This window comes from Peptostreptococcus porci, from assembly GCF_009695815.1.
In the GTDB taxonomy this organism is placed as follows: domain Bacteria; phylum Bacillota; class Clostridia; order Peptostreptococcales; family Peptostreptococcaceae; genus Peptostreptococcus; species Peptostreptococcus porci.
Map to the genome: position 1 here is coordinate 18,840 of NZ_VUNE01000005.1, position 25,710 is coordinate 44,549.

Here is a 25,710-nt window from a genome sequence, read left to right on the forward strand (position 1 = left end):
TCCTATTCGCTTTTCTTTGGTGGTTTTGGTCCTGGATACTGATAATAATATGTTTTAAGCATACCATTATACAGCTTTCTCTTTCTGGAAGAATCCATACCAAATTCGTATTCAAAATTCTCGAAAGAAGTTATTACATAGTATGACCAATTTTTCAAGCCCCTAAAGGTGTAGCCCATAGTTTTGTATAACATCTTTACAGACTCTTCATCTTCCAACCTTTCTCCATATGGTGGATTCGTTATTATAAATCCATATTCCTCGTCGCTCTTAAAATCAGTGACATCTGCAACATCAAACTTTATATAGCTTTCAACACCAGCCAATTCTGCATTTGCTTTTGCGATCTTTATACTTTCTGGATCTATATCATAGCCATGAATTACAAAGTCTTCGTTATCGTTCATTTGATCAAAAGCGTCTCTTCTAACATCCCACCATATCTTTTTATCAATTGTTCTCCATTTTTCAGAAATAAATTCCCTATTCAATCCAGGTGCCATATTTATTCCAATCATAGCTGCCTCAATCAGAATAGTCCCTGATCCACATAAAGGATCGACAAGCGTTCTACCAGGCTTCCAAAGAGTTAAGTAGACCAAACCAGCAGCCAGAGTCTCTCTTATTGGAGCCTTGTTCGCAACTTCTCTATATCCTCTTTTATGCAAAGCCATTCCACTGGTGTCAATCGATAAAACGACCTTATCTTTATGTATAAATACGAATATTGGATATTTTTCCTTGTCCTCTTTTAAAATTCCTGTTTCCAGATACTTTTCCTTCAAGGAATCAACTACTGCTTTCTTTACTATCGACTGAATATCCGTAGTAGAAAATAACTTTGATTTAATAGACGATGCCTTTGAAACTGGAAACTGTGAGCCGTAAGGAATAAACCTTGACCAGTCTATTCTTCTCGTTTTATCGTAAAGTTCTTCAAAACTTTTGGCTGTAAACTCCGCTACCTTTAGATTAACTCTTTCGGCGCATCTCAACCAAATATTTGCCTTGGCAATTCCATATTCATCTGTCTTATATGTTATTCTTCCATCTTCAGTTTTTTCTATTTCAAATCCAAGAGATTTGATTTCATTAGCTAACATTTTTTCCATCCCAAAAAAACATGGCGATATTAGCGTATATTTTTTGTTCACTAGCGTTCCTCCATTTTATATAACTACTTTGTAGCTATTTCAATTATTTTTGATTTCAATTCGTTTTCTAAATTTCTAATTTCTTTTTCTGCTTCAGCTCTCTTAGTTCTTCCGTCTTCTTGAATTTTCATAACTTCATCAAGACTTGAAATTAATGCTTCATTTGTCTTTTTCAAAGTTTCTATATCAACAATTCCTCTTTCTGATTCTTTTGCTGCCTCTATAGTAGCCATTTTTAATGTTTCTGCATTTTTATTCAAAAGTGCATTAGTCGTATCAGAAATTTGCTTTTGAATTTTCACAGCCTCTTGTGCATTCGCAACTCCTAGAGATAGCACCATTTGATTTTTCCACAAAGGTATTGTATTTACAATTGTGGATTGGATTTTTTCAACCATTTCCATATTTACGTTTTGTACCATTCTAATCTGTGGTGCAGTCTGTAAAGAAATTGCTCTCGACAAGTCCAAATCATGAAGCTTTTTTTCAAACCTAACAACTTGAGAATTTAATTCATCTAACTTCTGAATATCTTCATCTCTTCTGTTTGCTGTCACTATCGCATTCAACTCTGGAAGAGTTTTTGTATTTACTTCCTCCAATTTTTTCTTTCCAGCAACTATATACATGGAAACTTCCTTAAAATAGTTCTTGTTCAGATCGTACATCTGATCAAGCATCGCAACATCTTTCATCAAAGTTATCTGTTGCTTTTCAAGAGTTTTTACGATTTCATCGACATTTGTTTCAGCCTCTGTGTATCTCGCCTGAATCATATCCTTTTTCTTTGCTGCTTTTTTGAAAAAAGAAAAGATACCAGAATCCTTTTTGTCTGAATCCAAATCAAAATTTTTCAGCTCTACAACTAAATTAGAAATCATATCTCCAACTTCGCCCAAGTCTTTTGTTCTTATGACACTCAAGGTCTGATCGGAAAAATCCGACATCTTTTTTTGTACACCTGCACCATATTCAAGAACCAATTGTGAATTTGAAATATCGATTTTTTCAGAAAAATCCTGTACCATCTGTTTCTCTTCCTCTGTAAAATTCGACATATCAAACTGGTCAAAATCAGCCAAGCTTTTTATATTTAACTCACTGCTATTTTCATTTTTTATTTCTTGTTCAACCAAACCATCAAAAGTCAATTTTATTTCTTCACTCATATTCTCATTTAGGAGCGTTGCTCCTTCCTCCATTCTAAAATAGTATTATTTTTTTAAGCCGTCTTGTGACAGCATAGTATTCAATACTGAAATATCAGCGTTGATATCCATTTTTTTAACTGAAAGTAGCTGATCAAGCAGTCTGTCAAATGCTTCTGAAATTGTGACTAGAGTGCTTGAAATTTGCTCTTTAGTTGTATTAGAAGAAACAATTCTTTCTGAATTATTCTCCATTTCAGAAAAAGTTTTAACAAGCTTGACAGTAGTTGGTAAATAGTATGTTGAATATCTATTTAACAACCCTAGCTGCTCAGGATACTTCTTCACTACCTCAACTATTTGCTTTGAAGAGTTAAGGATTTTGTCTATTTCATTTACGACATCACTGTCCACAATAGTCTTGCCAAGGTATTCTAGCTCGTCATTTTTTTCATTTGTTTCATTTATAAAGATTTTAAGCTCGTCATTTTTTTCAATTTCAAGCTTTTCTTTTTCAACCTTCTGTCTATTTTTATATGCCTCGTAATAATATTGATAGCACTGATTATTCACAATAAACAAGGAATCATTTTCTACCAAATGACCTTGATTGAAATAATTATTTTTTATCATTGTCTTTAAATCTTTGATGACCTTGTTTTTATCAATGTTCAAGGTTTTAGAAATCCTGTCGATATCATCAAACTCTCTATTGCTAAAATAGGAAATATACTTCCTAAATCGTGTAATAGTTCTTGCTCTAATGCTAGAAAATACTCCAAATCCAAAAGATACTATTCCAATTGAAAAAAGCAATGCAGCCAACCCAGAAATTCCTAATAATGCAAAAATACCTCCAGAAATCAAAATGGTGCTGGCAACTGTATAAAATCCTATTTGAGCAATGACCATAGGAATATATCCTTGAGGCTTATTGGAATATCTTTCAATATCAAACCCCTGCTCGATCCTTTCTCCAATATGCTTATTGGTATCTCTATTATTAATATAGTCGGAAAAACTAGATGTTATCATACTGGCAACATTAAATACATTGGATCTTTTCACTTCTCTATATGCCAAATCGACACCTGACTTCACCAATTCATTAATTTCACCAAAATCAATATTTGAAAAAATTTCATCAACCGATTTTTGTCTCATCTGTTTATAGTACTCTTTCTTATAATTGTTGTCATTATTTCCTTTAAAATCATCATATTTTTTGTAATAATTATCGCTATATTGGTTATCATTCTGTTTATTATTTTTATAAAATTTATCGTTCATAAGCAACACTCCTCTATGCTAATTATAACATAAAAATAAGAGGTATTGACTTAAAATCATATTTTTATCATTGTAAAAATCAGATAATTTTAATAATCTATCCAAATATTTTACCATAAATATGATTTTTGAAAATACCTCTAAAAAAATATCCATATAATCGATTTTATTTAAAAATTATATTTCAACTTCGTTTTCATTAACTAAAAGCCCTTCCTTGATATATATTATTTTATCTGCCATTTCTTTTGAAAATGCAACATCATGTGAAATTATTAATATTGCCATGCCTCTTTCTTTAAATCGAGTTATTATCTCTTGGACTTTCTGTATATTTTCTTTATCCAATGCAGAGGTCGGCTCGTCGAAGCAAAGTATTTTTGGCATCAAAGCACAGCTTCTGGCAATAGCAACTCTTTGCTGTTGACCACCAGACAATTCAAATGGATAGCTGTCCTTTTTATCGCTCAAATCTACCATTTCCAGTAGATCGATAGCTATTTTTTCCGCCTCCTGTCTTGATTTTCCAAGAACCCTCATAGGAGCTTCAATAATATTTTCCAATACCGAAAAATGAGGAAATAAATTGAAATTCTGAAACACCATCCCTATTTGTCCTCTTATTTTCTTTCTATCATTTGAGTCTTTTATTTTTATGCTGTCTACAATTATTTCTCCACTATCAAATGTTTCTAACCCATTAATACATCTTATCAAGGTCGTTTTTCCAGCACCAGATTTGCCTAGCACAACACCGATTTCACCTGACTCTATTTCAAAAGAAATTCCCTTTAAAACCTCGACATTATTAAAACTTTTCTTTAAATCAACTACCTTTAACATCAATACACCTCACTACTAGATTTTTCAATCTATCCAATAAATATATTTACCTGCAACGCAACAGTTAACCTGCAATAAAACAGTTTACCTGCAATACAACAGTTTACCTGTAATATGAGAATTTTTTCTCGACGATTGCCAACACTTGTGTCAACACTCCAGTCATCACCAAATAAATAGCACCTGCTACCACAAATGGCATCAATGAAGCCTCTCTATTACTAGCTGCAGTCGCTACTCTTAACAAGTCGTTAACAGCCAATATATAAACCAATGAAGTGTCTTTTACAAGAGTTATCAGTTCATTTCCGACAGGTGGAATAACAATTTTTAAAACCTGTGGGAAAATTATTCTCTTGTACATTGTAACCTTATCCAATCCAAGAACCATAGCTGCTTCAAATTGACCTCTATCGATCGATTGAAGACCCGCTCTAAATATCTCGGCATAATACGCTGCATAATTGATAGAAAATGCAAAAATTGCAACAGTCATTTTATCAAACACTAGATTGGGATTTATGGCTGGAAGTCCATAGTAAAAAAATACAAGTTGCAATAATAATGGACTCCCCCTCATTATCCATATGTATGCGCCTGTTACAGCACTCCCTATTTTGTTTTTTGATACCCTTACCATTGCTACTGCAATACCAAGTGGAATCGAAAATATTGTTGTCAGGAAAAATAATTCCAAAACAATCTTTACACCTTCTAACATTACACAACCTCCAAATTATTATTTAAACCATTTTGATCTTATCTTGTCAAAAGTTCCATCAGCTTTCATTTCATCTAAAGCTTTATCAACCTTTTCTCTAAGCTCGTTGTCATCTTTTCTGAAGCCGACACCATATTGTTCACTTCCAAGATCGCCTTCTAATACTGTATACTTATCTTCGCCCCTCTGCTTGATATAATATTTTAACAACACCTCGTCACCAACTATGGCTTTAACTCTACCTACCTCTAAATCTCTTAGAGCCTTGTCATATGTATCATAAGTTGAAGCCTGTTTATCCTTAATCATATTCTGAAATTCTTTGTTTGATTCTATAGCATCCAATCCAGTAGATCCTGCCTGAGTACCAACTGGCTGGTCCTTCAAATCAGATATTTTTTTGAATGGCTCAGTAGACATAGTTACTACGATTTGTCTATTATCGAAATATGGCTTTGAATATGCAACCTTTTCTTTTCTTTCTTCTGTTATACTATACCCATTCCACAAACAGTCGACATTTTTATTATTTAAAGTTTGTTCCTTCATTGACCACTCGATATTTTCAAATTTTGGAGTATATCCAGCTCTTTTAAAAGCCTCTTTTGCCAAATCAATATCAAATCCTACCAATTCATTATTTTCGTCCAAAAATCCCATAGGAACGAATGTGTTATCTAATCCAACAATTACTGTATTATCAGTTTTTTCAGTAGTTTTTGCTTCTTCCTTCTTTGAACAAGCTCCTAAACTTGAAATTAATACTAAACCTAAAGCTACTAATGATAGTTTTTTTATAATGCCTTTTTTCATCTTCTATTCCTCCAATTTGATAAAATAATAAAAAAACTCCCATCCTCTGACTTATGTCAGAGGACGAGAGTAAAAATTCTACTTCGTGTTCCCACCTCTATTTGTCATCACCTCACAGTGATAACCTCATTAGGTACTAACATACCTTAACACTGTAACGGGCGTCCCCGTGATAGCCTACTACTAATTCGGTACCAAACTCAAAGATGTGTTCATCATGATTCATATTGTGCTTCTCACCACCCAGCAACTCTCTGATTAACTCCACATGACTACTATTTCTTATCAATGTTTTTATATTGTTTATTGTTTGAATCTATATTAATACAATTCAAACATAATGTCAATACTTTTTTTATTTTTTATTATTACTTCTCTTTTTAAATTGTTGTAACTTATATTTATAGTTATTATGAGTTCAATTCATTTAGAAAAGTATATTCTTGTTTTTCATCCCTAATATGCTTCAGAAAATTTATACTTTTTTATTTTTTCGACCATGGAACTGTCTCAACATCTCCAAATCTCAAGTCCTTAAATCTGTTGGTATATTCGCCTCTGTAATTTATTATATACAAAATCACAAGCTCAATATAGCTAATTCCACACAAAACAATGTTCCACATCTCTTCAAAATCTAAGTGTATATTATGATTTTTTTTACTTGGATGAACCACAATATTTCTATACTGAGTAATAAGGTCGACAGAGTCCATTTTTATCTTGCTGTTGTAATTTCTACCACTTACTGCGAAGGGTATATCGTGATCTATCGAGCAGAATTTCAACAATTCTCTAATGTTTTGATTTGCTGCCCTGTTATCGTATTCTTCTCTTGAAAACACTCGCTCTAACTCTACAAGCACCACGTATGACAACATCTCCAGTGCAGTTTGAATGGATATTATATTGTTGCCCATATTAATTCCATTTAAGGATTCGACATACCAATCCAAAATACTAGAAAAAGCATCAAAATAATAGGTTTCTTCAAGCTTTTTTGTCATAAGCGACAAATATTTTTCAAAATTATAGTAATTGGAAATAGTTGAAGTCCAATTAAACACAAATTGATAATTATTTGAGTACATCTTATGCCATGACCTGTATACTTCCTTTGAATTGCTATACCCAAAGCAATTTGGAATGGCAATAAATCTACCACATGAAAAGCTGAGGGCAATTGATAACTGTGTAATCAGCTTGTAAATATTTCTAGTGTTAAACATCGTACCATCATATTTCTCTATTTTCCCAGTATGAGTTATCACACTTCCATTACGGCTTACCAATCTATTGTGAAAATCTTTATTGTAATTATAGCTTTTATCAATGGTTATTTTGTAATCATTAACTTTAAATTCAAGCCTCCCTGCATAGACCAAATCATCATAATTTACTAATTTTCCTGGAATTTTGTCCATATTCAATATATCAAATTGAATGTATTGCACACTGTTATCCTTTGATTTTATAACATTATCATTTACATATCCGATAATCTCGCCATTATTAATACTTTCTATTTCGATACTCATCAGCTTATAACCTGAAATCTCAAGGGTTGCTTCCTTTGAAAAATTTATTAAATCAATTTCTGACAAATCTTCAAATTTGTATATTTTTGCTGAAAAATTAATTGAAACAGGCTCTGAAAGCTTATAATACAAGACTCCATCACACTTCAATTGAATATCCGAATATATATGAAATTTTCCGGAATATATAACGAGATCCTCGCCTATTTCATTCATACAATATCTTGATTTTACTGCCTCTCCTATAATGAACACTCTCCTTCAAAAAAACATAAACCAATCAGAGCTTTGATTGGTTTATGCAAAATACTAATCGAAAAACAAATTTTCTCTGCATTCCTAATTAATATACTATATCAGTCTGTTTAAATCAATAGGTTTAAAAGAATCTTCATACATTTTTTTGTCCGTTCCATTAATCTCTGAAAATGCAGTTGAAAGCATAAGCTTAATCCTGTTCAGCTGATTGACTGATGTCGCAGAAGCGTCGTAATCAATAGGAATAATATTCGCCTTAGGATATTCTCTTTTAATATTTTTTATTACACCCTTTCCAATAATATGATTTGGAAGACAACCAAATGGTTGCATACAAACGATATTATTTGTTCCCGTTTCTAACAGTTCTAACATTTCGCCAGGCAACAGCCAGCCCTCACCAGTTTGATTCCCAAGCGAAACAAATCTCTTCGTATGCTCAGCTATATCCTTAATTTTCATAGGTGGCTCAAACCTCTTGCTCTTTTTCAATGCATAATAATATGTTGACAAATATAATTCAATCAACTTTACTATTGATTTGCCTATTATTTTCTTTTTGAAGGTAGCCTCAAGCTTCTCGCTCTGATAAATACTGTTATAAGCTGCACAAGTGAAGAAATTGATTAGTTCAGGAACAACAGCTTCCGCACCTTCTCTCTCTATTATCGAAATAAGATCATTATTTGCTATCGGACTAAATTTAACCAGTATTTCTCCTACAAGTCCGACTCTTGGCTTTATCTCATCAGTTATCTCCAAGCTATCAAAATCTCTTACGATACCTCTAATATTAGCTTTGTACATTTTAATATTACCAGTTTCAAGTGATTTCTTACATTTTTCAACCCAGTATTCGTACAGCTTATTAGCACTTCCAGGAATCCTTTCATATGGACGTATCCTAAGCAGAACCTTCATCAAAAGATCGCCATAGACTGCACCCATCATTATTTTATTAAAAATACCCAGAGTCATTTGTGATTTTACACCATTATCCTCGACACCATTTGCACTAATAGATACCACTGGGACATTAGCAAATCCTGCAGATTTTAATGCTTTTCTCAAAAATCCAATATAATTTGTCGCTCTACATCCACCACCGGTTTGAGTCATAAGGACCGTCGTATTGTTTGTATCGTACATTCCAGATTTTAGTGCGTTAATGATTTGTCCAATCACTATAATCGCAGGATAACAGGCATCATTATTCACGTATCTCAACCCCTCTTCTATTATTTCAGAGGAATTATTGCTCAAAACGACAACATTTAGCCCTGCACTCTGGAGTGCTTTTTCAATAAATTGGAATTGTATTGGTGCCATTTGAGGTGCAAGCAAGGTATGATTTGTATTTAATTTCGTATTCTTCTCATACTCTACCTTTTGCACTTCTGCCTCAGATGGTTTGATTCCATTTTTATCTCTTTCACTTATCGCAGCTTTAAGCGATCTTAATCTTATTTTTGCTGAACCAAGGTTATTACCTTCATCTATTTTCAGCACTGTATGAATTTTAGTTCTCTCATTTAGTATTTCTTCTACCTGTTCAGTGGTAACTGCATCAAGTCCACAACCAAATGAATTTAATTGCACCATTTCAAGATTATCATGCTCGCAACAAAATGTCGCAGCCTTATATAGTCTTGAATGATATACCCATTGATCTACCACTCTTAGAGGTCTTTTCATATCTGCAAGATGGCAAATTGAATCCTCTGTCAGCACAGCCATACCTAGTGAATTAATCAGCTCAGGTATTCCATGATTTATTTCTGGATCTAGATGATAAGGTCTACCTGACAACACTATTCCCTTTTTATTTTCATCACTTAATTTTTTAACTATTGCTTCTCCCTGTATTCTTATGTCCTGTTTGAATTTATCGTATTCTAATGTGGCCTTATCAACTGCGTTTTCAACTTCTGACAGTTTCAAATCGGGATAATAGTACTTCATAGCAGAATGAACTCTCTTCTTCAGCTTTTCCTTGTTGTTCATAGACACAAAGAAATTAATATATGTCAAATCTGAGTTTTGCAAATTATCCATATTACTCTTGATAACTTCTGGATATGAAGTTACTACTGGACAATTGTAATGATTATCAGAATTTGGATCTTCTCTAAATTCATGAGTTACGGAAGGATAAAATATTGTTTTTATTCCCTTTTCAATCAATAGCTCAATATGTCCATGCACCAATTTAGCTGGATAACAAACTGTATCAGAAGCTATAGAGCTTATCCCCTTTTCAAAAACCTCTTTGGATGATTTCCCCGACAGTACTACGGAAAAACCAAGCTCTGATAACATAGTATGCCAAAAAGGAAGATTTTCAAACATATTTAGCACCATTGGTACACCGATTACACCTCTTTTGGCTAAGTTTTTACCAATAGGCTTGTATGCCATCAGCTTATCATACTTATATTTATAAAGATTTATGTTTTCTTTATCTCTATCAATCCTCGTATTTGTGTATATGGCTTCACCCACTTCGCATCTATTTCCAGAAACAAATATCTCTGTTTCAGAGAATTTATTGATAGTTAAAAGACATTTGTTTGAGCAACCTTTACACCTAGTAATACTTGTTTTTATTTCTATATCATTCAACTGATTTTCTGATAGAACATTTGACACTACCCCATTATATTTTTCTCTTGAAATCAGTGCACAGCCAAATGCTCCCATCAATCCTGCTATTTCAGGTCTTATCACTTCTTTTCCGGCTAGTCTTTCAAATGCTCTCAATACCAAATCATTATAAAAAGTTCCACCTTGAACTACGACGTTTTCGCCCAAGGATGATATATCCCTCAATTTAATAACCTTGAAAAGTGCATTTTTTACAACAGAATACGCCAATCCTGCTGAAATATCAGAAACCGTAGCGCCCTCCTTCTGAGCCTGTTTGACTCTTGAATTCATAAAAACAGTACACCTAGAGCCTAAATCTACTGGTTTCTGTGAATATATACCGCACTGTGCAAAGTCGACAATATTCATTTCAAGAGAATGAGCAAATGACTCCAGAAAAGACCCACAGCCAGAGGAACACGCCTCATTTAGTATTATCTGATCGATTACACCATTTTTGATTTTTAGACACTTCATATCTTGTCCGCCAATATCCAAAATAAAGTCAACATCAGGATTAAAGTATTGAGCAGCTCTATAATGAGCAATGGTTTCGATTTCACCGTCATCAAGTCTTAGTGCTTTTTTGATAAGTTCCTCGCCATATCCAGTTACTGTCACTCTAGATATTCTGGCATCTTTTGGTATTACTGAATATATTTTTTTCAATATTCCAATACTCGTATTTAGAGGGTTTCCTTCGTTGCTACCATAATGACTAAACAATATTTCGCCATTATCCCCTATTAACACTGCTTTGGTTGTCGTAGATCCAGCATCCAATCCCAAGAAATAATTTCCTCTGTAATTTTTAATATCGACTCTAGCGACTTTCGCCTCACTATGCCTTTCTTTGAATGCTGTGTACTCTGCTTCGTTGACAAAAAGCGGGGTGATTTCTTCGTCTTCTCCATCTTCAAGTGACTCAACTGAGTTTATTCTGTCCAATAATTCACCTACCAAAAGTGGTTCTTCATTTTCTGCAAGTATTGAAGCCCCTAAGGCAACATATAACTGTGCATTTTCTGGGAAAATGACATCTCCATCAGATAATTTTAATACATTGCAAAATTGTCTTCTAAGCTCAGACAAAAAGTACAATGGACCTCCAAGAAAAGCCACCTTGCCCTCAATTTTTCTACCACACGACAAAACGCTGACCGTCTGTACAACAACAGCGTTAAAAATACTCATTGCAATATCAGATTTTTTTGCCCCATCGTTTATCAATGGTTGAATATCTGTCTTTGCAAAAACTCCGCATCTTGATGCAATAGGATAAATCACTTCAAAATCCTTTGCAAGCTCATTTAATCCTGCCGCATCGGTCTTTAACAAAACTGCCATCTGATCTATAAATGCACCTGTACCACCAGCACAAATTCCATTCATTCTCTGGTCAATGCCACCTGACAGGAAAGTTACTTTTGCATCTTCTCCGCCAAGCTCGACAACAACATCCGTTTCTGGATGCATAAACTTTATGGCTTTTGTGCTAGAAATAACTTCCTGCTCAAATTTTATATTTATCTTTTTTGACAATCCAATCCCACCAGAACCTGTGATAACAGTTTTGATGCTAGAATTACCAATTTTTTTATATATTTCTTTTAATTGTTTTACAACAGTAGATTTTACATCGGAGAAGTGTCTTTTGTATTCTTTATAAAGGATTTCTTCTCCGTTTCTAAGAACAGTTTTAACCGTAGTTGAACCAATATCAATTCCCAAGTTATACGCTCTGCTCATCATATCACCTCCATGTATCTGACAATACATCTTTACTATTTAACAAATTTTTTAAAATTATAATATTTATTGATTTTTCTAACCTATTAAATATAATAGCAATATTATACCAGCTTTTAGAAAAATATCAATTTATTATCCGAAAAATGCTAATGTGCATAATCCCCTTATTATAATTATACTCTTTTTTTATCTGATGTTGCTAGAAATAAAATAGAAGAATGTATAAAATTAATATGTAAATTAATACGCAAATTAATATGGAAAAATAAAAAGGTCGTCACATCCATATTTCAGGATATGACAACCTCATTAAAAAAACGAAATTAAGCGTCAATTTGAGTCTAGTCTTTTTTAACTATTATTCATAGTAACTCAATATTTTGTATATTTTATTTAAAGTGCCTTCGATACTATATTAGCAAGATCTACAGTTCTAACTGCATAACCCCACTCGTTATCATACCAAGATATTACTTTTACCATACCATCATTCATTACCATTGTAGATGGAGCATCGACGATTGACGATCTTGGATCCCCTTTAAAGTCTACTGACACTAGAGGTTTTTCACAATATCCCAATATACCTCTAAGCTCATTTTCAGATGCTTTCTTAAGAGCCTCGTTTACTTCTTCAGCAGTTACATCTTTTTTCTTCAAATTTACTACCAAATCAACGACTGATACAGTTGGTGTTGGAACTCTTAAAGAAAATCCATTCAACTTTCCTTCTAATTGAGGTAATACCAATGAAACCGCCTTTGCAGCCCCAGTAGTAGTCGGTATAATTGATTCCGCACAAGCTCTTGCTCTCCTTAGGTCTTTGTGAGTTTTATCGAGAACCTGCTGATCATTTGTATATGCATGAACAGTAGTCATCATACCATTTTCGATTCCAAAGCTCTCATCCAAAACCTTTGCTACTGGTGCCAAGCAATTTGTAGTGCAAGATGCATTAGATAGAATATGGTGAATCTGAGGGTCGTATTTTTCATCATTTACACCAAGTACGACAGTTAAATCTTCTCCCTTTGCCGGACAAGTAATAATAACCTTTTTTGCTCCAGCCTCTATATGACCAATTGCTGCTTCTTTTGTTTTAAACTTACCTGTATTGTCGATAACAATATCAACGCCAAGTTCTTTCCAAGGAATTTCTGCTGGAGACCCAGCTCTCGTTATTTTTATCTCCTTGCCGTTTACTACTATTGAATTTTCATCTTTAACTTCTACTTCACCTTTAAAAATACCATAACTTGAATCATACTGAAATAGATGCGCAAGTGTTTCTGAGTTTGCTCTGGCATTAATAGCCACAACTTCAAAATCATAATCGTTTGATTCTCCAACGATTCTCAATACTGCTCTACCAATTCTACCGAAACCATTTAGACCTACTTTGATTTTCATAATTTCCTCCATGTTATAAAAAAAGTATTTTTGATTATACTACACACTATACATATTTAATAAGTATTAATAAACATAAAATCGTTTGTCTATTTTATATAGTATGATATATTTGAATAATTATCTATATATATTGTATACTATATATCCTATTTAATCAATAAAAAAAATATATTATTTTTTTATATTAATTTATTTATCGGAAGATTTTTATTTTTTAAGTATGGTATAATATAGATAACACAAAAATAAATTGGAGTGATTTTATGAGTACAAAAATACATAACAAGTCTTCTAAGCCTGACAATATTGTAGCTAGAGATAATGGAATTATCGATGAATGTGAAGCAATTGAATCAGCATTACCCAAATTTATGAGAGACTATTTCATTTTTCTAAAGGGCTCAGTGGCTGTTACCACAAGAAGAGCATATTTACAGGATATACTTTTTTTCTGCAATTATTTGGTTGAAACAGACCTGTATACCAATGCCGAAAAAGCCTCTGATATAACAATTGATGAATTTAAGGAGATTACATCAAGAGATATAAACCTATTTATTGGAGATTATTGCAATAGATACTATAAAAATATTAACGACGGTAGGGTTCTTTTTGAAAACAACAATAGGTCATTGTCCAGAAAAAAGTCATCGTTGTCTACCCTATTCAAATTTATGTTTAGAAACGAGCAATTGCCAAGCGATATTACTGGTGGATTCAATCCAATAAAGCTTCAAAAGACACAGCCAGATGCGATTAAGAGATTGGAAATTGATGAAGTTGCAATGATGCTAGACACTGTTCAAAATGGAACTGGACTAACAGATAAAGAAAAAGACTATTGGCTAAAAACAAGGCTAAGAGATAAAGCCATACTTGTATTATTCGTTACATATGGACTGAGACTAAGTGAATTAAGAGAATTAAATATTTCATCCTTTAATTTCTCTAGGGGAGTTTTTGTGATATACAGAAAAAGAGGAAAAGAAGTTCAAATGCCAATAAATGATGCCTGCGAAAAAGTAATATTAGATTATATTGAAAACGAAAGAGCAAAAAACGATGAGCTTGATAATGAAAATGAGGATGCATTATTTTTATCTCTTCAGAAAAAAAGAATGACCACTCGTTCTATAAGAGATTTGGTAAAAAAATACACTTCTATTGCAATGGGAACCTCCAGAAGTCATGGATACAGCCCACATAAGCTAAGAGCAACCGCCGCTACATCGATGATAGAAACAGGATTTTCAATTTATGATGTACAAAATCTTCTGGATCATGATAATGTAACTACAACGCAACTATATTCTGCTCATAGAAAAAACTCAAAGAGAGAAATTGTCAAGAATTTCGATTGGTTGGACGAAGACTCTGTATTAGGGGTAAAAAGAAATGATTAGAGGTTGAATAAGAATAAAAATTACAACACTTTCGATTGGTATTGAAAAAAATAGTGATCTATGCTACAATTAAGGTGATGATTATATTTTATTTCTAACAAAATATTATTCAAAATAAAGCAGATAAAGCTTGAATGTTGTCCATTCAGTTTTTATCTGCTTTGTTTTGTATTTTTTTATTTCGGACCGAAATCGCCAAGCTTATAGTGCTTTCTACATAGAGCTATATATTTGTCGTTTGCTCCTAAATCAATTTGTTCCCCTTCTCTCACAATGCCTTTTTCGTTATACCTAGCATTACAAGTCGCCTTTGATCCACACCAACAAACAGTCTTAACTTCGTGAATTTCGTCAGCGATTGAAATCAATCTTGAGGAACCTTCAAACAGCTCATTTCTGAAGTCAGTTCTAAGTCCATAGCACATTACTGGTATGCCTAGCACATCTACAATATCTGACAAAAAATCTATTTCTTCAGTTGTAGCAAATTGCACTTCATCGACAATAATACAGTCATATTCCTTTATCCTATCATTTGGATACTTTACAAATTCAGATAAATTCTCGCACTCATTTTTCAAGCCAATTCTAGATCTGACTATTTTATCTCCATCTCTAGTATCAATATCAGTCTTTACCAAAAGCGCCTTTTTGCCTCTTTCATGGTAGTTATAATGAACCATCAGAGCATTTGCAGTCTTTGAACTTCCCATTACACCATAATAAAAATATAATTTTGCCATACAATCCCCTTTTTATAAGAATATTATCACTGCATACAGAAATACAGTACCGACAATCCAGCAGCCTGTAATATATGCGTCTACACCTGATTTATCAACATAAAATCGCCCTTTAAACTTATTGTCTATGGATTTCGATTCGTCTACTAAGGTAACAACTCTATTATAATAGTCTTTATTTCCGTAAAATCCCGAATAAACAAAAGTTAAAAAGGATAGTAAAAAAGCCGTAATCCAAATTGGCGATTTCGTTGCATATGCCATGGTAGCGATGATTGCTTGAAAAGCAATCATCAGCACACCTCTAAATACCATTTTTCTGTAAATATACCAGTACGGACCAGCAAAAATGGCAGATTTATTAAAAACTCTTTTTTCTCCAGATTCAATCTTTTCAAATGCTTCCATATAGTATTCATTATTTTTTTCACCAATCAAATCAGAAATACTAATATCGGTTATTTTCAAAGAGTCTGCCTCTGTTCTATCGAAAAACATCTTAAACATCGTAGTCCTCCATCTTATTCTTTGTTTTTTCTAATTCAGAACCATCATTTTCCAATTCCAAACTATCCACATGAAATATTTCATTACTATTTTCTGTCACTGAATTGTCGTCGACCATCTGCTCTTCAGCTTTGTTTATGGCTTTTGTAGTAATTTTATACTCGTCATTTAAAATATCCATAAACTCTTCACCAGTAATTGTCTCATGCTTTAATAAGTAAGCTGATATTTCATGAAGTTTGTCAATGTTATCACTTAAAATAGAAACAGCTCTGTCATGACAAGATTTTACTATCTTAACGACTTCTTTGTCAATTTGAGAGGATGTTTCTGGAGAACATACTAATGATGTATCTCCTCCTAGATAGGCATTATTGACAGTTTCCAGTGCGACCATTCCAATTTCATCATTCATACCAAACCTAGTAACCATCGCCCTTGCAATTTTAGTCGCCATTTCTATATCGTTAGAAGCACCTGATGTTTTGATATTAAAAATCACCTCTTCTGCCGCTCTACCACCAGTATAAGTGGTAATTTTGTCTATGGCTTCTTCTCTCGTCATCAGTACTTTTTCCTGTTCGTCTATCTGAAGAGTATATCCAAGAGCACCAGAAGTTCTTGGTATTATTGTAATTTTATGAACAGGAGCAGAATGTTTACCAACAGCGGCTACCAAGGCATGACCAACCTCGTGATATGCTATTATTTTCTTTTCTTCATCGTTGATTACTGCACCTTTTCTCTGGTATCCGGCAATTATTGTTTCAACGGATTCCTCTAAATCCTCTTGTAAAACTATGTTTCTCTTATTTCGTACAGCTCTCAGGGCTGCTTCATTCACGATATTTGCCAACTCGGCTCCTGAAGCTCCTGAGGTTGCTCTGGCAATCTGATTGTAATCTACATTTTTATCGATTTTGATGTTTTTTGAATGAACTTTTAAAATCGATTCTCTACCTAGCAAATCTGGTAATTCTACTGGAACTCTTCTGTCAAATCTACCAGGTCTCAGCAATGCCTTATCAAGTGACTCCGGTCTGTTTGTCGCAGCTAAAATTACTATTCCAAGATCATTTTCAAAGCCGTCCATCTCACTTAAAAGTTGGTTTAGGGTCTGTTCTCGTTCATCATTTCCACCGAAATTTGAATCTCTTCTTTTACCTATTGCATCTATTTCATCAATAAAGATTATACATGGAGCTTTTTCATTTGCTTGTTTAAATAACGACCTTACTCTCGATGCCCCCATTCCTACGAACATTTCGACGAATTCTGATCCAGAAATAGAAAAGAAAGGAACACCCGCTTCTCCTGCAACAGCCTTCGCTAAAAGAGTTTTTCCCGTACCAGGAGGTCCGACCAACAAAGCACCTTTTGGCATCTTTGCTCCTATTGAAGTATATTTATCAGGACTATGTAGAAAATCCACAATTTCTGTCAGTGCTTCCTTTGCCTCGTCTTGTCCAGCAACATCATCAAAAGTAACTCCAGTTGATTTAACGTAAAGCTTTGCATTGCTTTTGCCGAACGACATCATACTACTTCCACCCATTTTGCTTCCCATATTTTTAACCAGCATCCTACCTATTAACCAGAAAATTAAAAAAGGTAACACCCATGTCAAAACAAAGTTTTGAAGAGGTGAGTTTTCCACTGGAATTTTCTTGCTATAGGTTGCACCAGAATTTTCAAGCTTTTTTACCAAGTCGGGATCACTTATGTTTCCTGTTACATATGCCTTATTATCATTTTTCTTGTTTGAAGTAAAGACTATTTTTGAGTCCTCTACTTCCACACTCTTAACTTCTTTCTTATCAAGCATTTGAATGAAAGTGCTGTATTCAACCTCATTCACACCTTTCTTTGAAATACCTGGTAATATAAATGCGTTAAAAATCAACATAACTACCAATAAAAAAGAATAGAACCATAGAAAATCCGATTTTGGTCTCTTGTCTTTATCCATACTAAATCACTCCATTCTCAATGTACTCAATAGTTTCTTCAATGATCCAATCAGGAGTTGATGCCCCAGCAGTCACACCAATGGTATCATACTTCCCAAGATCAAAGTCAATTAAATCAGCCTTCGTTTCTATTGCAATAGTGTCAACCGACTCCTTACAAATAGACACTAATTTTTGCGTATTGGAGCTGTGTTTCCCACCAATTACGATCATCAAATCCACTTTATTTGAGATTTCTCTTGCTGACTGTTGCCTTACCTTCGTAGCAGAACATATGGTATTGTTCACTACCATATTTATATTCTTATCCTTTAAATAGTCAATAATAACATCAAATTCTCTCTCATTCATCGTAGTTTGAGATACAACGACATATTCAACACTATAATCCAATTCAATGTCAAACAGCTCTTTTAATTCCTTTACGATAATCGCTTTATTATCACACCATCCATTTATTCCAATTACTTCAGGGTGATTTTTGTCTCCTATCAGAATTATCTTTTTCCCTTTTTCGTAACTTTCTTTTGCCAATTCATGTATTTTTTTTACAAAGGGACATGTCGTATCGACTATCTCAAGTTTTTTTTCATTTGCCTGATCATACACTTCCTTTGCCACACCATGAGATCTTATAATAACCTCTTTTGGATTTACATTCTTTGAGTCAATATCCTCTATATCATTAATAGTAATTAGACCTTTTTCCTCATATTTTTCAACTGCCTGCTTATTATGAATAAGAGGACCCAATGCAAATATATTTTTATTTTCCCTGTTTTCAAGCTCATCCCAAGCCAACTTCATGGCTCTTTTGACCCCAAAACAATAACCGGCATGATCTGCCAAAAATATTTTCTTCATACTATTCTGTCCTTTCAGGAATAATACCTCCCATATTGTCCTTGTAATTTTTGACAACTACATCAAAACATTCTTGAACAATTCCCTGATATTCAGATTTGTCCACCTTTCTGTTATAATACTGCGACATATCAATAGGTTCACCTATTACCACCTTTACCTTTGAAAAAAGCTTAAACGTCGATATTATACTCATTGGAACAATATCGGATTTTGTCTTTATTGAAAACATTGTTGTTCCAGACTTTGGTGTAAGAAAATCGTATGTATCAGCTCTTGTGCCCTCTGGAAAAATACCAAGAACACTTCCAGATTTAATCTCAGACAACACAGCCCTAAAGGTAGAAATACTTGGATTATCTCTATTAACTGGAATTGCTCCAACTTTTTTCATAAAGAATTTTAAAATCGGAACTGAGAACAACTCCTGCTTCGCTACTGGAATTATTTTTCTATTTTTCACTGCAACCAACATAAAAACTGGATCCAGGAAGTGCTTATGGTTCGCAATTATTATCAAATTACCTTCTGACGGAATATTACCTTCTCCAATTATCTCAACTCTATACAGAATTTTTGATAGAAAAGATAGCACACCCACTACAAATTTATAAAAACTCATTATTATTTACCTCTGACATCATTTACTATAAAATCGACAACCTCTTCAATTGTCATATTAGTTGAATCGATCTCTATTGCATCACTTGCCTTTATCAATGGAGATACCACCCTTGTGGAATCAATCTTATCTCTGTTTCTCACATCTTCAACAATAGCTTCAAATGATGCCTTGACACCTTTCAATATCAGTTCATCATATCTTCTCTTGGCTCTTGTCTCCACTGCAGCATTTAAATAGTATTTGTATTTTGTATTCGGAAAGATCTGAGTTCCAACATCCCTTCCATCTAATACTACATTATCACCTTTTCCCATTTCTCTTTGCAACTCGACAAGATAAAATCTCACACCAGGTATACGAGCCACATAGGAAACCTTTGAGCTTACCTGCAACGTTCTAATATCGTCATCCACACATTGACCATCAATGAATATTGAGTTATTTTCAAATTTCAAATCTGTATTTTTGCATAAGTCAACGACCGATTTTTCATCTTCCAAATCCAATCCATTCTTTATACATTTAAAAGTAATTGCTCTATACATTGCTCCAGTATCAATATAATTGATATTTAAAATTCTGGAAACCTGTTTTGCGACTGTACTCTTTCCAGCACCTGCTGGTCCATCTATTGCTATCACAATATTATTATCAATATTAGACAAATCTGTTCTCCTCTCTAAATCTAAAAACATCATACTACTGTTTTCACTTATTATACTATTAAATATATCTTTATTTAAACTATACTAATCATAATATCAAAATACTTTGATAAAAATACTTCGATAACGATCAACTATTTCACATTTATACCAGCCAAATAGCCTGTGGAAAATGCAATTTGCAAGTTAAAGCCACCAGTAAGAGCATCTACATCTATCATTTCACCAACGACGAATAGCCCTGGAAATTTTTTTAATTCCATCGTACTTGAATCAATTTCCTTAGTGGATACTCCACCTGAAGTTATCGTAGAGCGTTCTATTTTCTCTAGAGAAAACGGCGAAAGAACACAGCATTTCAGAAAATCAATAAATATTTCAATTTCATAATTCGATATATTGGCAGCCTTTTCGACAGTAAATCCGAAACCACTTTCAGATACTGACTCGCAATTTATCAAAACTGCTTTTAAAAAATTTGAAGGAAAAAATTTTTTCATAATTCCAAATAATGTCTTAGTTCTATTTTTCAAAATCAAATCTCTAATTTCCTGTTTGCTCATATCTGGTATAAAATCTACCTCCAGAAAATACCCCTTTGTATTTCTGTTAATATATGACGAAATTTTTAAAGCCGCTGGTCCTCCAATTCCCTTATGAGTAAATACTATGTCGCCAGAAATTGATTTAACACTCTTCTTTTTTCCATCGAGCCTCTTTGCAGAAATACATATGTCTTGGAGAGAAATTCCAGGAATATCTTTAAAATAGCTTTCTTTAATCAAAATCGGTGAAAGAGCTTGAACTGGTTTTTCTATTTCTATACCTTTTTTTCTTAGAATCTCAAAAAATTTTCCATTAGATCCTAGTTGAGGGTAACTTTTTCCTCCAGTTGCCAGAACCAAGTTTCTTGAAACGTACTTTTTGCTTCCAGACATAATTTCATATAGGTAATCCTTTGAATTAAAATCATAGTTATTATTTTCTAAATCAAGAGTATTGTCTTTAAATACTAAATCAGGATTATTTTCTTCAATCATTAAATCAAAGCCTTCTACTTCTCTGTTCGTAAAAACATCAATGTTTAACTTCCTCAATCTAATATACAGGGCTTCAGAAAAATCAACAGCTCTTTTACCTTCTAAATACACCTTTGAGGTCTTTTTCTCAATCACATAGTTAAACCCAAGTCTTTTTATAAATTCAATTAAGTCGTTGTTTGTAAAACTATACAATGAAGAATATAAGAATTTATTATTCCTGACGATATGCTCAAAAAAATCTGAAATATCAATGGCATTTGTGAAATTGCATCTGCCACCACCTGTTATGGATAATTTTTTTCCAATTGAACTTTGAGACTCTAATAGACAAACCTTAAAACCAGGATTTTTCTCTTTTGCTGTCAACGCTGTCATTATACCTGCTGGTCCACCACCGACTACAATCAAATCGTATACATTATCGTTCATGGCTACTCCAATGCACTTTTTACATCAGGCGAAGATTTTATATTAAGCTCAGACAGATGCTTTGTATCATTCATCTTTATGACTACAGGACCATAACTTCTACTTTCAACAATATTTATCGCAGTGTTATCTTGCTTGATTCTGTATATATTTCTCACATGTGAATCCAAAAAACTTAATAACATAACTCTAACAGTCACAGAATGAGAAACTAAAAGAATGTGCTTATCCGAGTATTTTTCATTTAATTCTTGAATAAGTTTATCCTGTCTTTCTTTTACGATAAACAGATTTTCGGCACCCCTAATATCCAATCTATCTGGACTATTTCTCCAAATCTCAAACATTGCTGGAAATTTTTCTTGAATATTTTTAATTTTCATACCTTCCCATTCGCCAAATCCCATTTCTCTAAGAGATTCAGTTGGTATCACTTCTTTATCTAGCCTCTTACCTATTATTTCAGCAGTCTGAACTGCTCTCCCCAAATCACTACAGTATATCATATCTATCGGAAATTTGCTAAGGGCATTAGCAGCACTTTCAGCCTGTATAACACCTAACGCTGTCAATGGTGAATTTCCATGCCCCTGCGTTCTTCCCATTGTATTCCACTCAGTCTCACCATGTCTCACCAAATAATATGTGTTGTTCATTTCTTTCTCCTTTCAAAACAATAAACCCAATACGAATCCATATCAGGTTTATTATTCAAGTATTCTTCTATTCAAATATCTCAAATTCTTTCCAAATATTTTCTAACTCATTAAAGTATGACTTGATATCATCCTTTTCTCTCATAGCTACACCTATTACCAGAGCATTGGCTACACTGAAAGCTGGAACAAGAGAGTCAATAAAAGATATCATATTATTTTTAACAGTGACTACTACATCCGATACCTTTGAAATAGGTGCGTTGTGACTATCTGTGATCGCTATTACCTTTGCACCTCTTCCTCTTGCAAAGTTTACAACCTGAAGTGTCTTTTTAGAGTATCTAGGAAAGCTGATTGAGATAAATACATCTCCCTCTCCAATTTTTATCATCTGCTCTACCGGCTCGCCCATATCCATTCTAATTATCTTTACATCATCTAATATGTAACTCAAGTAATATCCAAGATATTTAGCCACATAAATTGAGCTTCTAAGCCCCATAATATACACTTTTCTCGCAGAAAAAATTGCATTTACCGCCTGCTCATATGTATCTTCAGATAAATAATCCAACGTTTCTTTTATATTATCAATATCATCCTTTAATACCTTTTCAAGTATTAAGCTATCTGTAGAGTAATCATTATTCGACATTTCAACTCTTTCAACAGTAGTCAATTTTGTCTTGATCAGCTCCTGAAGAGCATCCTGAAATTTTGGATAACCACTATACCCCAACGCATTTGCAAATCTAACAACTGTCGATTCACTTACACCAACTGTTTCCCCAAGCTTCGATGCTGTCATAAAAGCAACCTTTGAGTAATTATCAAGAGTATATTTCGCCAGTAATTTTTGTCCTTTACTCATCATTTTATAGTTGTCTTTAATTATCTTGATTAGACCATTACACTCTACGTCATGAGCCTGTTTGTCCATATTATTACACCTCTATTTGTCAAAATTTAGTATCTGTTTATCACTACATAATATTATACTAAATATATCAATTACATTCAATCAATACAAAAATATTATGGCTGACAAATTTTAACTTTATTTAATTTCTTTTCTCAATAATAAAAAGATGTGCTGGAAAATTTTTCTGATTTATAAAATCTATTTCAGCAATGTTGAAATTTTGTTGATTTACAGATTTCAAAAAATTCTTTACATCACGATATTCGACACCCCCATCATGAGAAATGTAGCTAGCTATGCATATGCAACCACCAATACTCAGCATATCCATAGCTTTTGATATCGACTGTATTGTGGTTTCTGATTTAGTAGTTATCGTATGATCTGCTTTTGGCAAATATCCGAGATTATATACTGCAAAATCAATTTCTCGGTTAATGTACTTATCGATATTTTCATGCCCATCAAGAAACAATTGAAAGTTTTCAAAGCCTATTGATGACAATCTTGCTCTGGTAGCCTCAATTGCACTCTGTTGAATATCAAATCCATAAATAAATCCTTTCGAACTCAAATATGACGACAGATATTCTGTATCGTTCCCATTTCCAACAGTGGAATCCAAAACTATACTATTTTCTTTTACCTTCAGCCCAATAATTACTTTTATAACTGAATTTACATTGTTAAAATCATTCATAATGGAATAAAATCCTCCAAACTAATATTACCTGCAAAATTTTTTTAAATACTCAATTTCTGATACCTCAAGATGTCTATATTTTCCAATTTCCAAGTCATCCAACCTTATTTTTCCGAGCTGTACTCTTTTCAGATTCATAACAGGATTTCCAATTTTATCGAACATTTTTCTAATCTGTCTGTTATGCCCTTCATGTATACCAACCTTACATACCGAATAATTTTTGTCAGAGTCATATTTTAGCACCTTTAACTTTGCCTTAGAAGTGGTGTAGTTTTCTATTTCCAAACCATTCTTAAAATCGTTGATTCCCTTTTCCAAAAGCTTACCTCTAACTGATGCAATATATATTTTTTCAAATTCGTGCTTCGGATGGGTCAATGCATAAGTCAAATCACCATCATTCGTCAACAATAACAGACCGCTTGTTTCATAATCAAGCCTTCCAACTGGATAAACACGCTCTTTTATATCTGAAACAAGATCCATAACACTTTTCCTTCCAAATTGCTCTTTTGCCGTCGTTATATATCCAGCTGGCTTATTTAACAGTATATACACTTTTTGAATTTCTTTTATTTCAATTTTCTTTCCATCAACTTCTACAATATCATTGTCGATGTCTACCATAGTACCAAGGTTTGCAACAACCTCACCGTTTATTTTCACCCTGCCTTGAGAAATCAGTTCCTCTGACTTTCTTCTTGATGCAACACCCGAAGTGGATAAAAACTTATTAACTCTCATATTACTTCTCATATTACCTCCGCTTTTTATAACTTTAATACCAAACATTAAACAAGACTATCCCGAAAAACGAAATAGTCTTTTTCTCACTATTAATTTTCAGACGAAGATCCGCCCGTATAGGAACCGCCACCAGTATTACCAGTGCCAGTAGTACCTCCTAATGTACCATTTCCACTTCGGCTTCCAGAGCCGTATCCACCATTTCCAGCACCTGTATTGGCTGATGATCCACTATTCCCAGAAGTTCCATAGCCTCCAGTGTTACCTGTTGTAGTTTTGCCACTACCTGATGAACTTGAATTTTTATTGCTGTTATATGTATTCTGTGTATACTTTCGCCCATAAATAGAGCTTGTAGCGTACTTTGATTTATTTTCTTCAGCAGTTTTCTTTGCGTTCTCTTTTCTCGTAATAGACGCACTTCTCTGACTCTTGAACGCCTTTTGAGCCAAGTCCAATTTTTCTTCAGCTTGACTTCTAATCTTTGCAGAGCCTTGATTATCATTTATCAAATCCTGCAACTCTTTTATTTCTTGTTCATAGTCTTTTCTATATTTCGCTTTATCAGCTTTCTGTAATTTCATAGCCTGATAGTACATCCCTCTAGCCTCAACATTAGTTTCATCTTCCTGAAGCACCTTTGACAAATTATCCATGGCCTTATCATATTCAGCCTTTTCAATAAAAGTCCTTGCATCACTCATAAGCTGTCCTGATTCGTTAAAACCACAGCCCACCAAAGAAATTGAGAATGTTACTATTAAACCCAAAATAAAATTCTTTTTCATATCCCATTAAACCTCCTGCAAGGTAATTAAACAAAATAAAATCGTTTATTAATTATAACATAA

At 33.4% G+C, this 25,710-nt stretch carries 22 protein-coding genes and 1 other annotated feature; of the genes, 1 reads left to right on the forward strand and 21 read right to left on the reverse strand.

Going from position 1 to position 25,710, the window contains the following annotated elements:
• Positions 1-2 precede the first annotated feature (2 nt).
• From FYJ71_RS08765 to gap, 9 genes are all read right to left on the reverse strand, one after another.
• The gene (locus FYJ71_RS08765) at positions 3-1,154 is read right to left on the reverse strand and encodes a THUMP domain-containing class I SAM-dependent RNA methyltransferase (protein ID WP_331468068.1); all 1,152 of its coding nucleotides are present in this window, start codon (positions 1,152-1,154) and stop codon (positions 3-5) included.
• A gap of 23 nt (positions 1,155-1,177) precedes the next feature.
• Positions 1,178-2,323 carry a toxic anion resistance protein gene (locus FYJ71_RS08770; RefSeq protein ID WP_154538499.1) on the reverse strand — a complete coding sequence of 382 codons (1,146 nt, stop codon included), beginning with the start codon at positions 2,321-2,323 and terminating at the stop codon, positions 1,178-1,180.
• 45 nt (positions 2,324-2,368) lie between these two features.
• Positions 2,369-3,592, reverse strand: coding sequence for a 5-bromo-4-chloroindolyl phosphate hydrolysis family protein (locus FYJ71_RS08775; RefSeq protein ID WP_154538500.1), 1,224 nt, complete (start codon positions 3,590-3,592; stop codon positions 2,369-2,371).
• A 177-nt stretch (positions 3,593-3,769) separates the two neighbouring features.
• Entirely contained in the window at positions 3,770-4,435 is a 666-nt protein-coding gene (locus FYJ71_RS08780) for an amino acid ABC transporter ATP-binding protein (RefSeq protein ID WP_154538501.1), read from the reverse strand.
• Positions 4,436-4,538: 103 nt separating this feature from the next.
• Positions 4,539-5,156 carry an amino acid ABC transporter permease gene (locus FYJ71_RS08785; RefSeq protein WP_154538502.1) on the reverse strand — a complete coding sequence of 206 codons (618 nt, stop codon included), beginning with the start codon at positions 5,154-5,156 and terminating at the stop codon, positions 4,539-4,541.
• Positions 5,157-5,174: 18 nt separating this feature from the next.
• On the reverse strand, positions 5,175-5,969 hold the full coding sequence (locus tag FYJ71_RS08790; RefSeq protein WP_154538503.1) for an amino acid ABC transporter substrate-binding protein: 795 nt from the start codon (positions 5,967-5,969) through the stop codon (positions 5,175-5,177).
• A gap of 56 nt (positions 5,970-6,025) precedes the next feature.
• Positions 6,026-6,267: a binding site (T-box leader), on the reverse strand.
• 187 nt (positions 6,268-6,454) lie between these two features.
• Positions 6,455-7,723, reverse strand: a complete 1,269-nt coding sequence (locus FYJ71_RS08795) for a hypothetical protein (RefSeq protein WP_154538504.1) — start codon at positions 7,721-7,723, stop codon at positions 6,455-6,457.
• A 135-nt stretch (positions 7,724-7,858) separates the two neighbouring features.
• Positions 7,859-12,160: a 2-hydroxyacyl-CoA dehydratase gene (locus FYJ71_RS08800; RefSeq protein WP_154538505.1), complete on the reverse strand. Its 4,302-nt coding sequence runs from the start codon at positions 12,158-12,160 to the stop codon at positions 7,859-7,861.
• A gap of 396 nt (positions 12,161-12,556) precedes the next feature.
• Complete coding sequence (gene gap, locus FYJ71_RS08805; RefSeq protein WP_154538506.1) at positions 12,557-13,573, reverse strand: type I glyceraldehyde-3-phosphate dehydrogenase; 1,017 nt, start codon at positions 13,571-13,573, stop codon at positions 12,557-12,559.
• Positions 13,574-13,839: 266 nt separating this feature from the next.
• Between gap and FYJ71_RS08810 the strand changes: the two genes are divergently transcribed.
• Positions 13,840-14,979, forward strand: coding sequence for a tyrosine-type recombinase/integrase (locus tag FYJ71_RS08810; RefSeq protein ID WP_154538507.1), 1,140 nt, complete (start codon positions 13,840-13,842; stop codon positions 14,977-14,979).
• 176 nt (positions 14,980-15,155) lie between these two features.
• Here the strand turns inward: FYJ71_RS08810 and FYJ71_RS08815 are convergent, their stop codons facing one another.
• The 12 genes from FYJ71_RS08815 to FYJ71_RS08870 form a co-directional block, all read right to left on the reverse strand.
• Positions 15,156-15,722 (reverse strand): thymidine kinase, encoded by a 567-nt coding sequence (locus FYJ71_RS08815; RefSeq protein WP_154538508.1) that lies wholly within the window; start codon positions 15,720-15,722, stop codon positions 15,156-15,158.
• 12 nt (positions 15,723-15,734) lie between these two features.
• Entirely contained in the window at positions 15,735-16,229 is a 495-nt protein-coding gene (locus FYJ71_RS08820) for a DUF2628 domain-containing protein (protein ID WP_154538509.1), read from the reverse strand.
• Positions 16,222-18,198, reverse strand: a complete 1,977-nt coding sequence (gene ftsH / locus FYJ71_RS08825) for an ATP-dependent zinc metalloprotease FtsH (protein ID WP_154538510.1) — start codon at positions 18,196-18,198, stop codon at positions 16,222-16,224. Before ftsH ends, FYJ71_RS08820 begins: the two co-directional genes overlap by 8 nt.
• A 1-nt stretch (position 18,199) precedes the next feature.
• A complete protein-coding gene (gene ispH, locus FYJ71_RS08830) occupies positions 18,200-19,063 on the reverse strand; it encodes a 4-hydroxy-3-methylbut-2-enyl diphosphate reductase (RefSeq protein WP_154538511.1) in 864 nt (287 codons plus the stop codon).
• A 1-nt stretch (position 19,064) separates the two neighbouring features.
• Complete coding sequence (locus FYJ71_RS08835; RefSeq protein ID WP_154538512.1) at positions 19,065-19,685, reverse strand: lysophospholipid acyltransferase family protein; 621 nt, start codon at positions 19,683-19,685, stop codon at positions 19,065-19,067.
• A 2-nt stretch (positions 19,686-19,687) separates the two neighbouring features.
• Positions 19,688-20,353, reverse strand: a complete 666-nt coding sequence (cmk, locus tag FYJ71_RS08840; RefSeq protein WP_235899116.1) for a (d)CMP kinase — start codon at positions 20,351-20,353, stop codon at positions 19,688-19,690.
• Positions 20,354-20,487: 134 nt separating this feature from the next.
• Positions 20,488-21,825 (reverse strand): BaiN/RdsA family NAD(P)/FAD-dependent oxidoreductase, encoded by a 1,338-nt coding sequence (locus FYJ71_RS08845; protein WP_154538513.1) that lies wholly within the window; start codon positions 21,823-21,825, stop codon positions 20,488-20,490.
• Between the two features lie 2 nt (positions 21,826-21,827).
• Positions 21,828-22,481 (reverse strand): histidine phosphatase family protein, encoded by a 654-nt coding sequence (locus FYJ71_RS08850; protein ID WP_154538514.1) that lies wholly within the window; start codon positions 22,479-22,481, stop codon positions 21,828-21,830.
• 67 nt (positions 22,482-22,548) lie between these two features.
• Positions 22,549-23,424 (reverse strand): MurR/RpiR family transcriptional regulator, encoded by an 876-nt coding sequence (locus FYJ71_RS08855; protein WP_154538515.1) that lies wholly within the window; start codon positions 23,422-23,424, stop codon positions 22,549-22,551.
• Positions 23,425-23,545: 121 nt separating this feature from the next.
• Positions 23,546-24,106 (reverse strand): tRNA (mnm(5)s(2)U34)-methyltransferase, encoded by a 561-nt coding sequence (locus FYJ71_RS08860; RefSeq protein ID WP_154538516.1) that lies wholly within the window; start codon positions 24,104-24,106, stop codon positions 23,546-23,548.
• 27 nt (positions 24,107-24,133) lie between these two features.
• Positions 24,134-24,856, reverse strand: a complete 723-nt coding sequence (locus FYJ71_RS08865; protein ID WP_154538680.1) for a pseudouridine synthase — start codon at positions 24,854-24,856, stop codon at positions 24,134-24,136.
• Between the two features lie 92 nt (positions 24,857-24,948).
• Positions 24,949-25,647, reverse strand: a complete 699-nt coding sequence (locus FYJ71_RS08870; RefSeq protein WP_154538517.1) for a hypothetical protein — start codon at positions 25,645-25,647, stop codon at positions 24,949-24,951.
• Between the last annotated feature and the right edge of the window lie 63 nt (positions 25,648-25,710).

Excerpts from the sequence above, each read along its gene's own strand:
- FYJ71_RS08800 (WP_154538505.1), bottom strand. The coding sequence starts at position 12,160 with ATGAGCAGAGCGTATAACTTGGGAATTGATATTGGTTCAACTACGGTT.
- FYJ71_RS08820 (WP_154538509.1), bottom strand. The coding sequence starts at position 16,229 with ATGTTTAAGATGTTTTTCGATAGAACAGAGGCAGACTCTTTGAAAATA.
- FYJ71_RS08845 (WP_154538513.1), bottom strand. The coding sequence starts at position 21,825 with ATGAACGATAATGTATACGATTTGATTGTAGTCGGTGGTGGACCAGCA.
- FYJ71_RS08780 (WP_154538501.1), bottom strand. The coding sequence starts at position 4,435 with ATGTTAAAGGTAGTTGATTTAAAGAAAAGTTTTAATAATGTCGAGGTT.
- FYJ71_RS08850 (WP_154538514.1), bottom strand. The coding sequence starts at position 22,481 with ATGAACAACACATATTATTTGGTGAGACATGGTGAGACTGAGTGGAAT.
- FYJ71_RS08835 (WP_154538512.1), bottom strand. The coding sequence starts at position 19,685 with ATGAGTTTTTATAAATTTGTAGTGGGTGTGCTATCTTTTCTATCAAAA.
- FYJ71_RS08855 (WP_154538515.1), bottom strand. The coding sequence starts at position 23,424 with ATGGACAAACAGGCTCATGACGTAGAGTGTAATGGTCTAATCAAGATA.
- FYJ71_RS08770 (WP_154538499.1), bottom strand. The coding sequence starts at position 2,323 with ATGAGTGAAGAAATAAAATTGACTTTTGATGGTTTGGTTGAACAAGAA.
- FYJ71_RS08865 (WP_154538680.1), bottom strand. The coding sequence starts at position 24,856 with ATGAGAGTTAATAAGTTTTTATCCACTTCGGGTGTTGCATCAAGAAGA.
- FYJ71_RS08775 (WP_154538500.1), bottom strand. The coding sequence starts at position 3,592 with ATGAACGATAAATTTTATAAAAATAATAAACAGAATGATAACCAATAT.
- FYJ71_RS08815 (WP_154538508.1), bottom strand. The coding sequence starts at position 15,722 with ATGGCAAAATTATATTTTTATTATGGTGTAATGGGAAGTTCAAAGACT.
- FYJ71_RS08790 (WP_154538503.1), bottom strand. The coding sequence starts at position 5,969 with ATGAAAAAAGGCATTATAAAAAAACTATCATTAGTAGCTTTAGGTTTA.
- FYJ71_RS08810 (WP_154538507.1), top strand. The coding sequence starts at position 13,840 with ATGAGTACAAAAATACATAACAAGTCTTCTAAGCCTGACAATATTGTA.
- ispH (WP_154538511.1), bottom strand. The coding sequence starts at position 19,063 with ATGAAGAAAATATTTTTGGCAGATCATGCCGGTTATTGTTTTGGGGTC.
- gap (WP_154538506.1), bottom strand. The coding sequence starts at position 13,573 with ATGAAAATCAAAGTAGGTCTAAATGGTTTCGGTAGAATTGGTAGAGCA.
- FYJ71_RS08870 (WP_154538517.1), bottom strand. The coding sequence starts at position 25,647 with ATGAAAAAGAATTTTATTTTGGGTTTAATAGTAACATTCTCAATTTCT.
- FYJ71_RS08860 (WP_154538516.1), bottom strand. The coding sequence starts at position 24,106 with ATGAATGATTTTAACAATGTAAATTCAGTTATAAAAGTAATTATTGGG.
- FYJ71_RS08795 (WP_154538504.1), bottom strand. The coding sequence starts at position 7,723 with ATGAATGAAATAGGCGAGGATCTCGTTATATATTCCGGAAAATTTCAT.
- FYJ71_RS08785 (WP_154538502.1), bottom strand. The coding sequence starts at position 5,156 with ATGTTAGAAGGTGTAAAGATTGTTTTGGAATTATTTTTCCTGACAACA.
- ftsH (WP_154538510.1), bottom strand. The coding sequence starts at position 18,198 with ATGGATAAAGACAAGAGACCAAAATCGGATTTTCTATGGTTCTATTCT.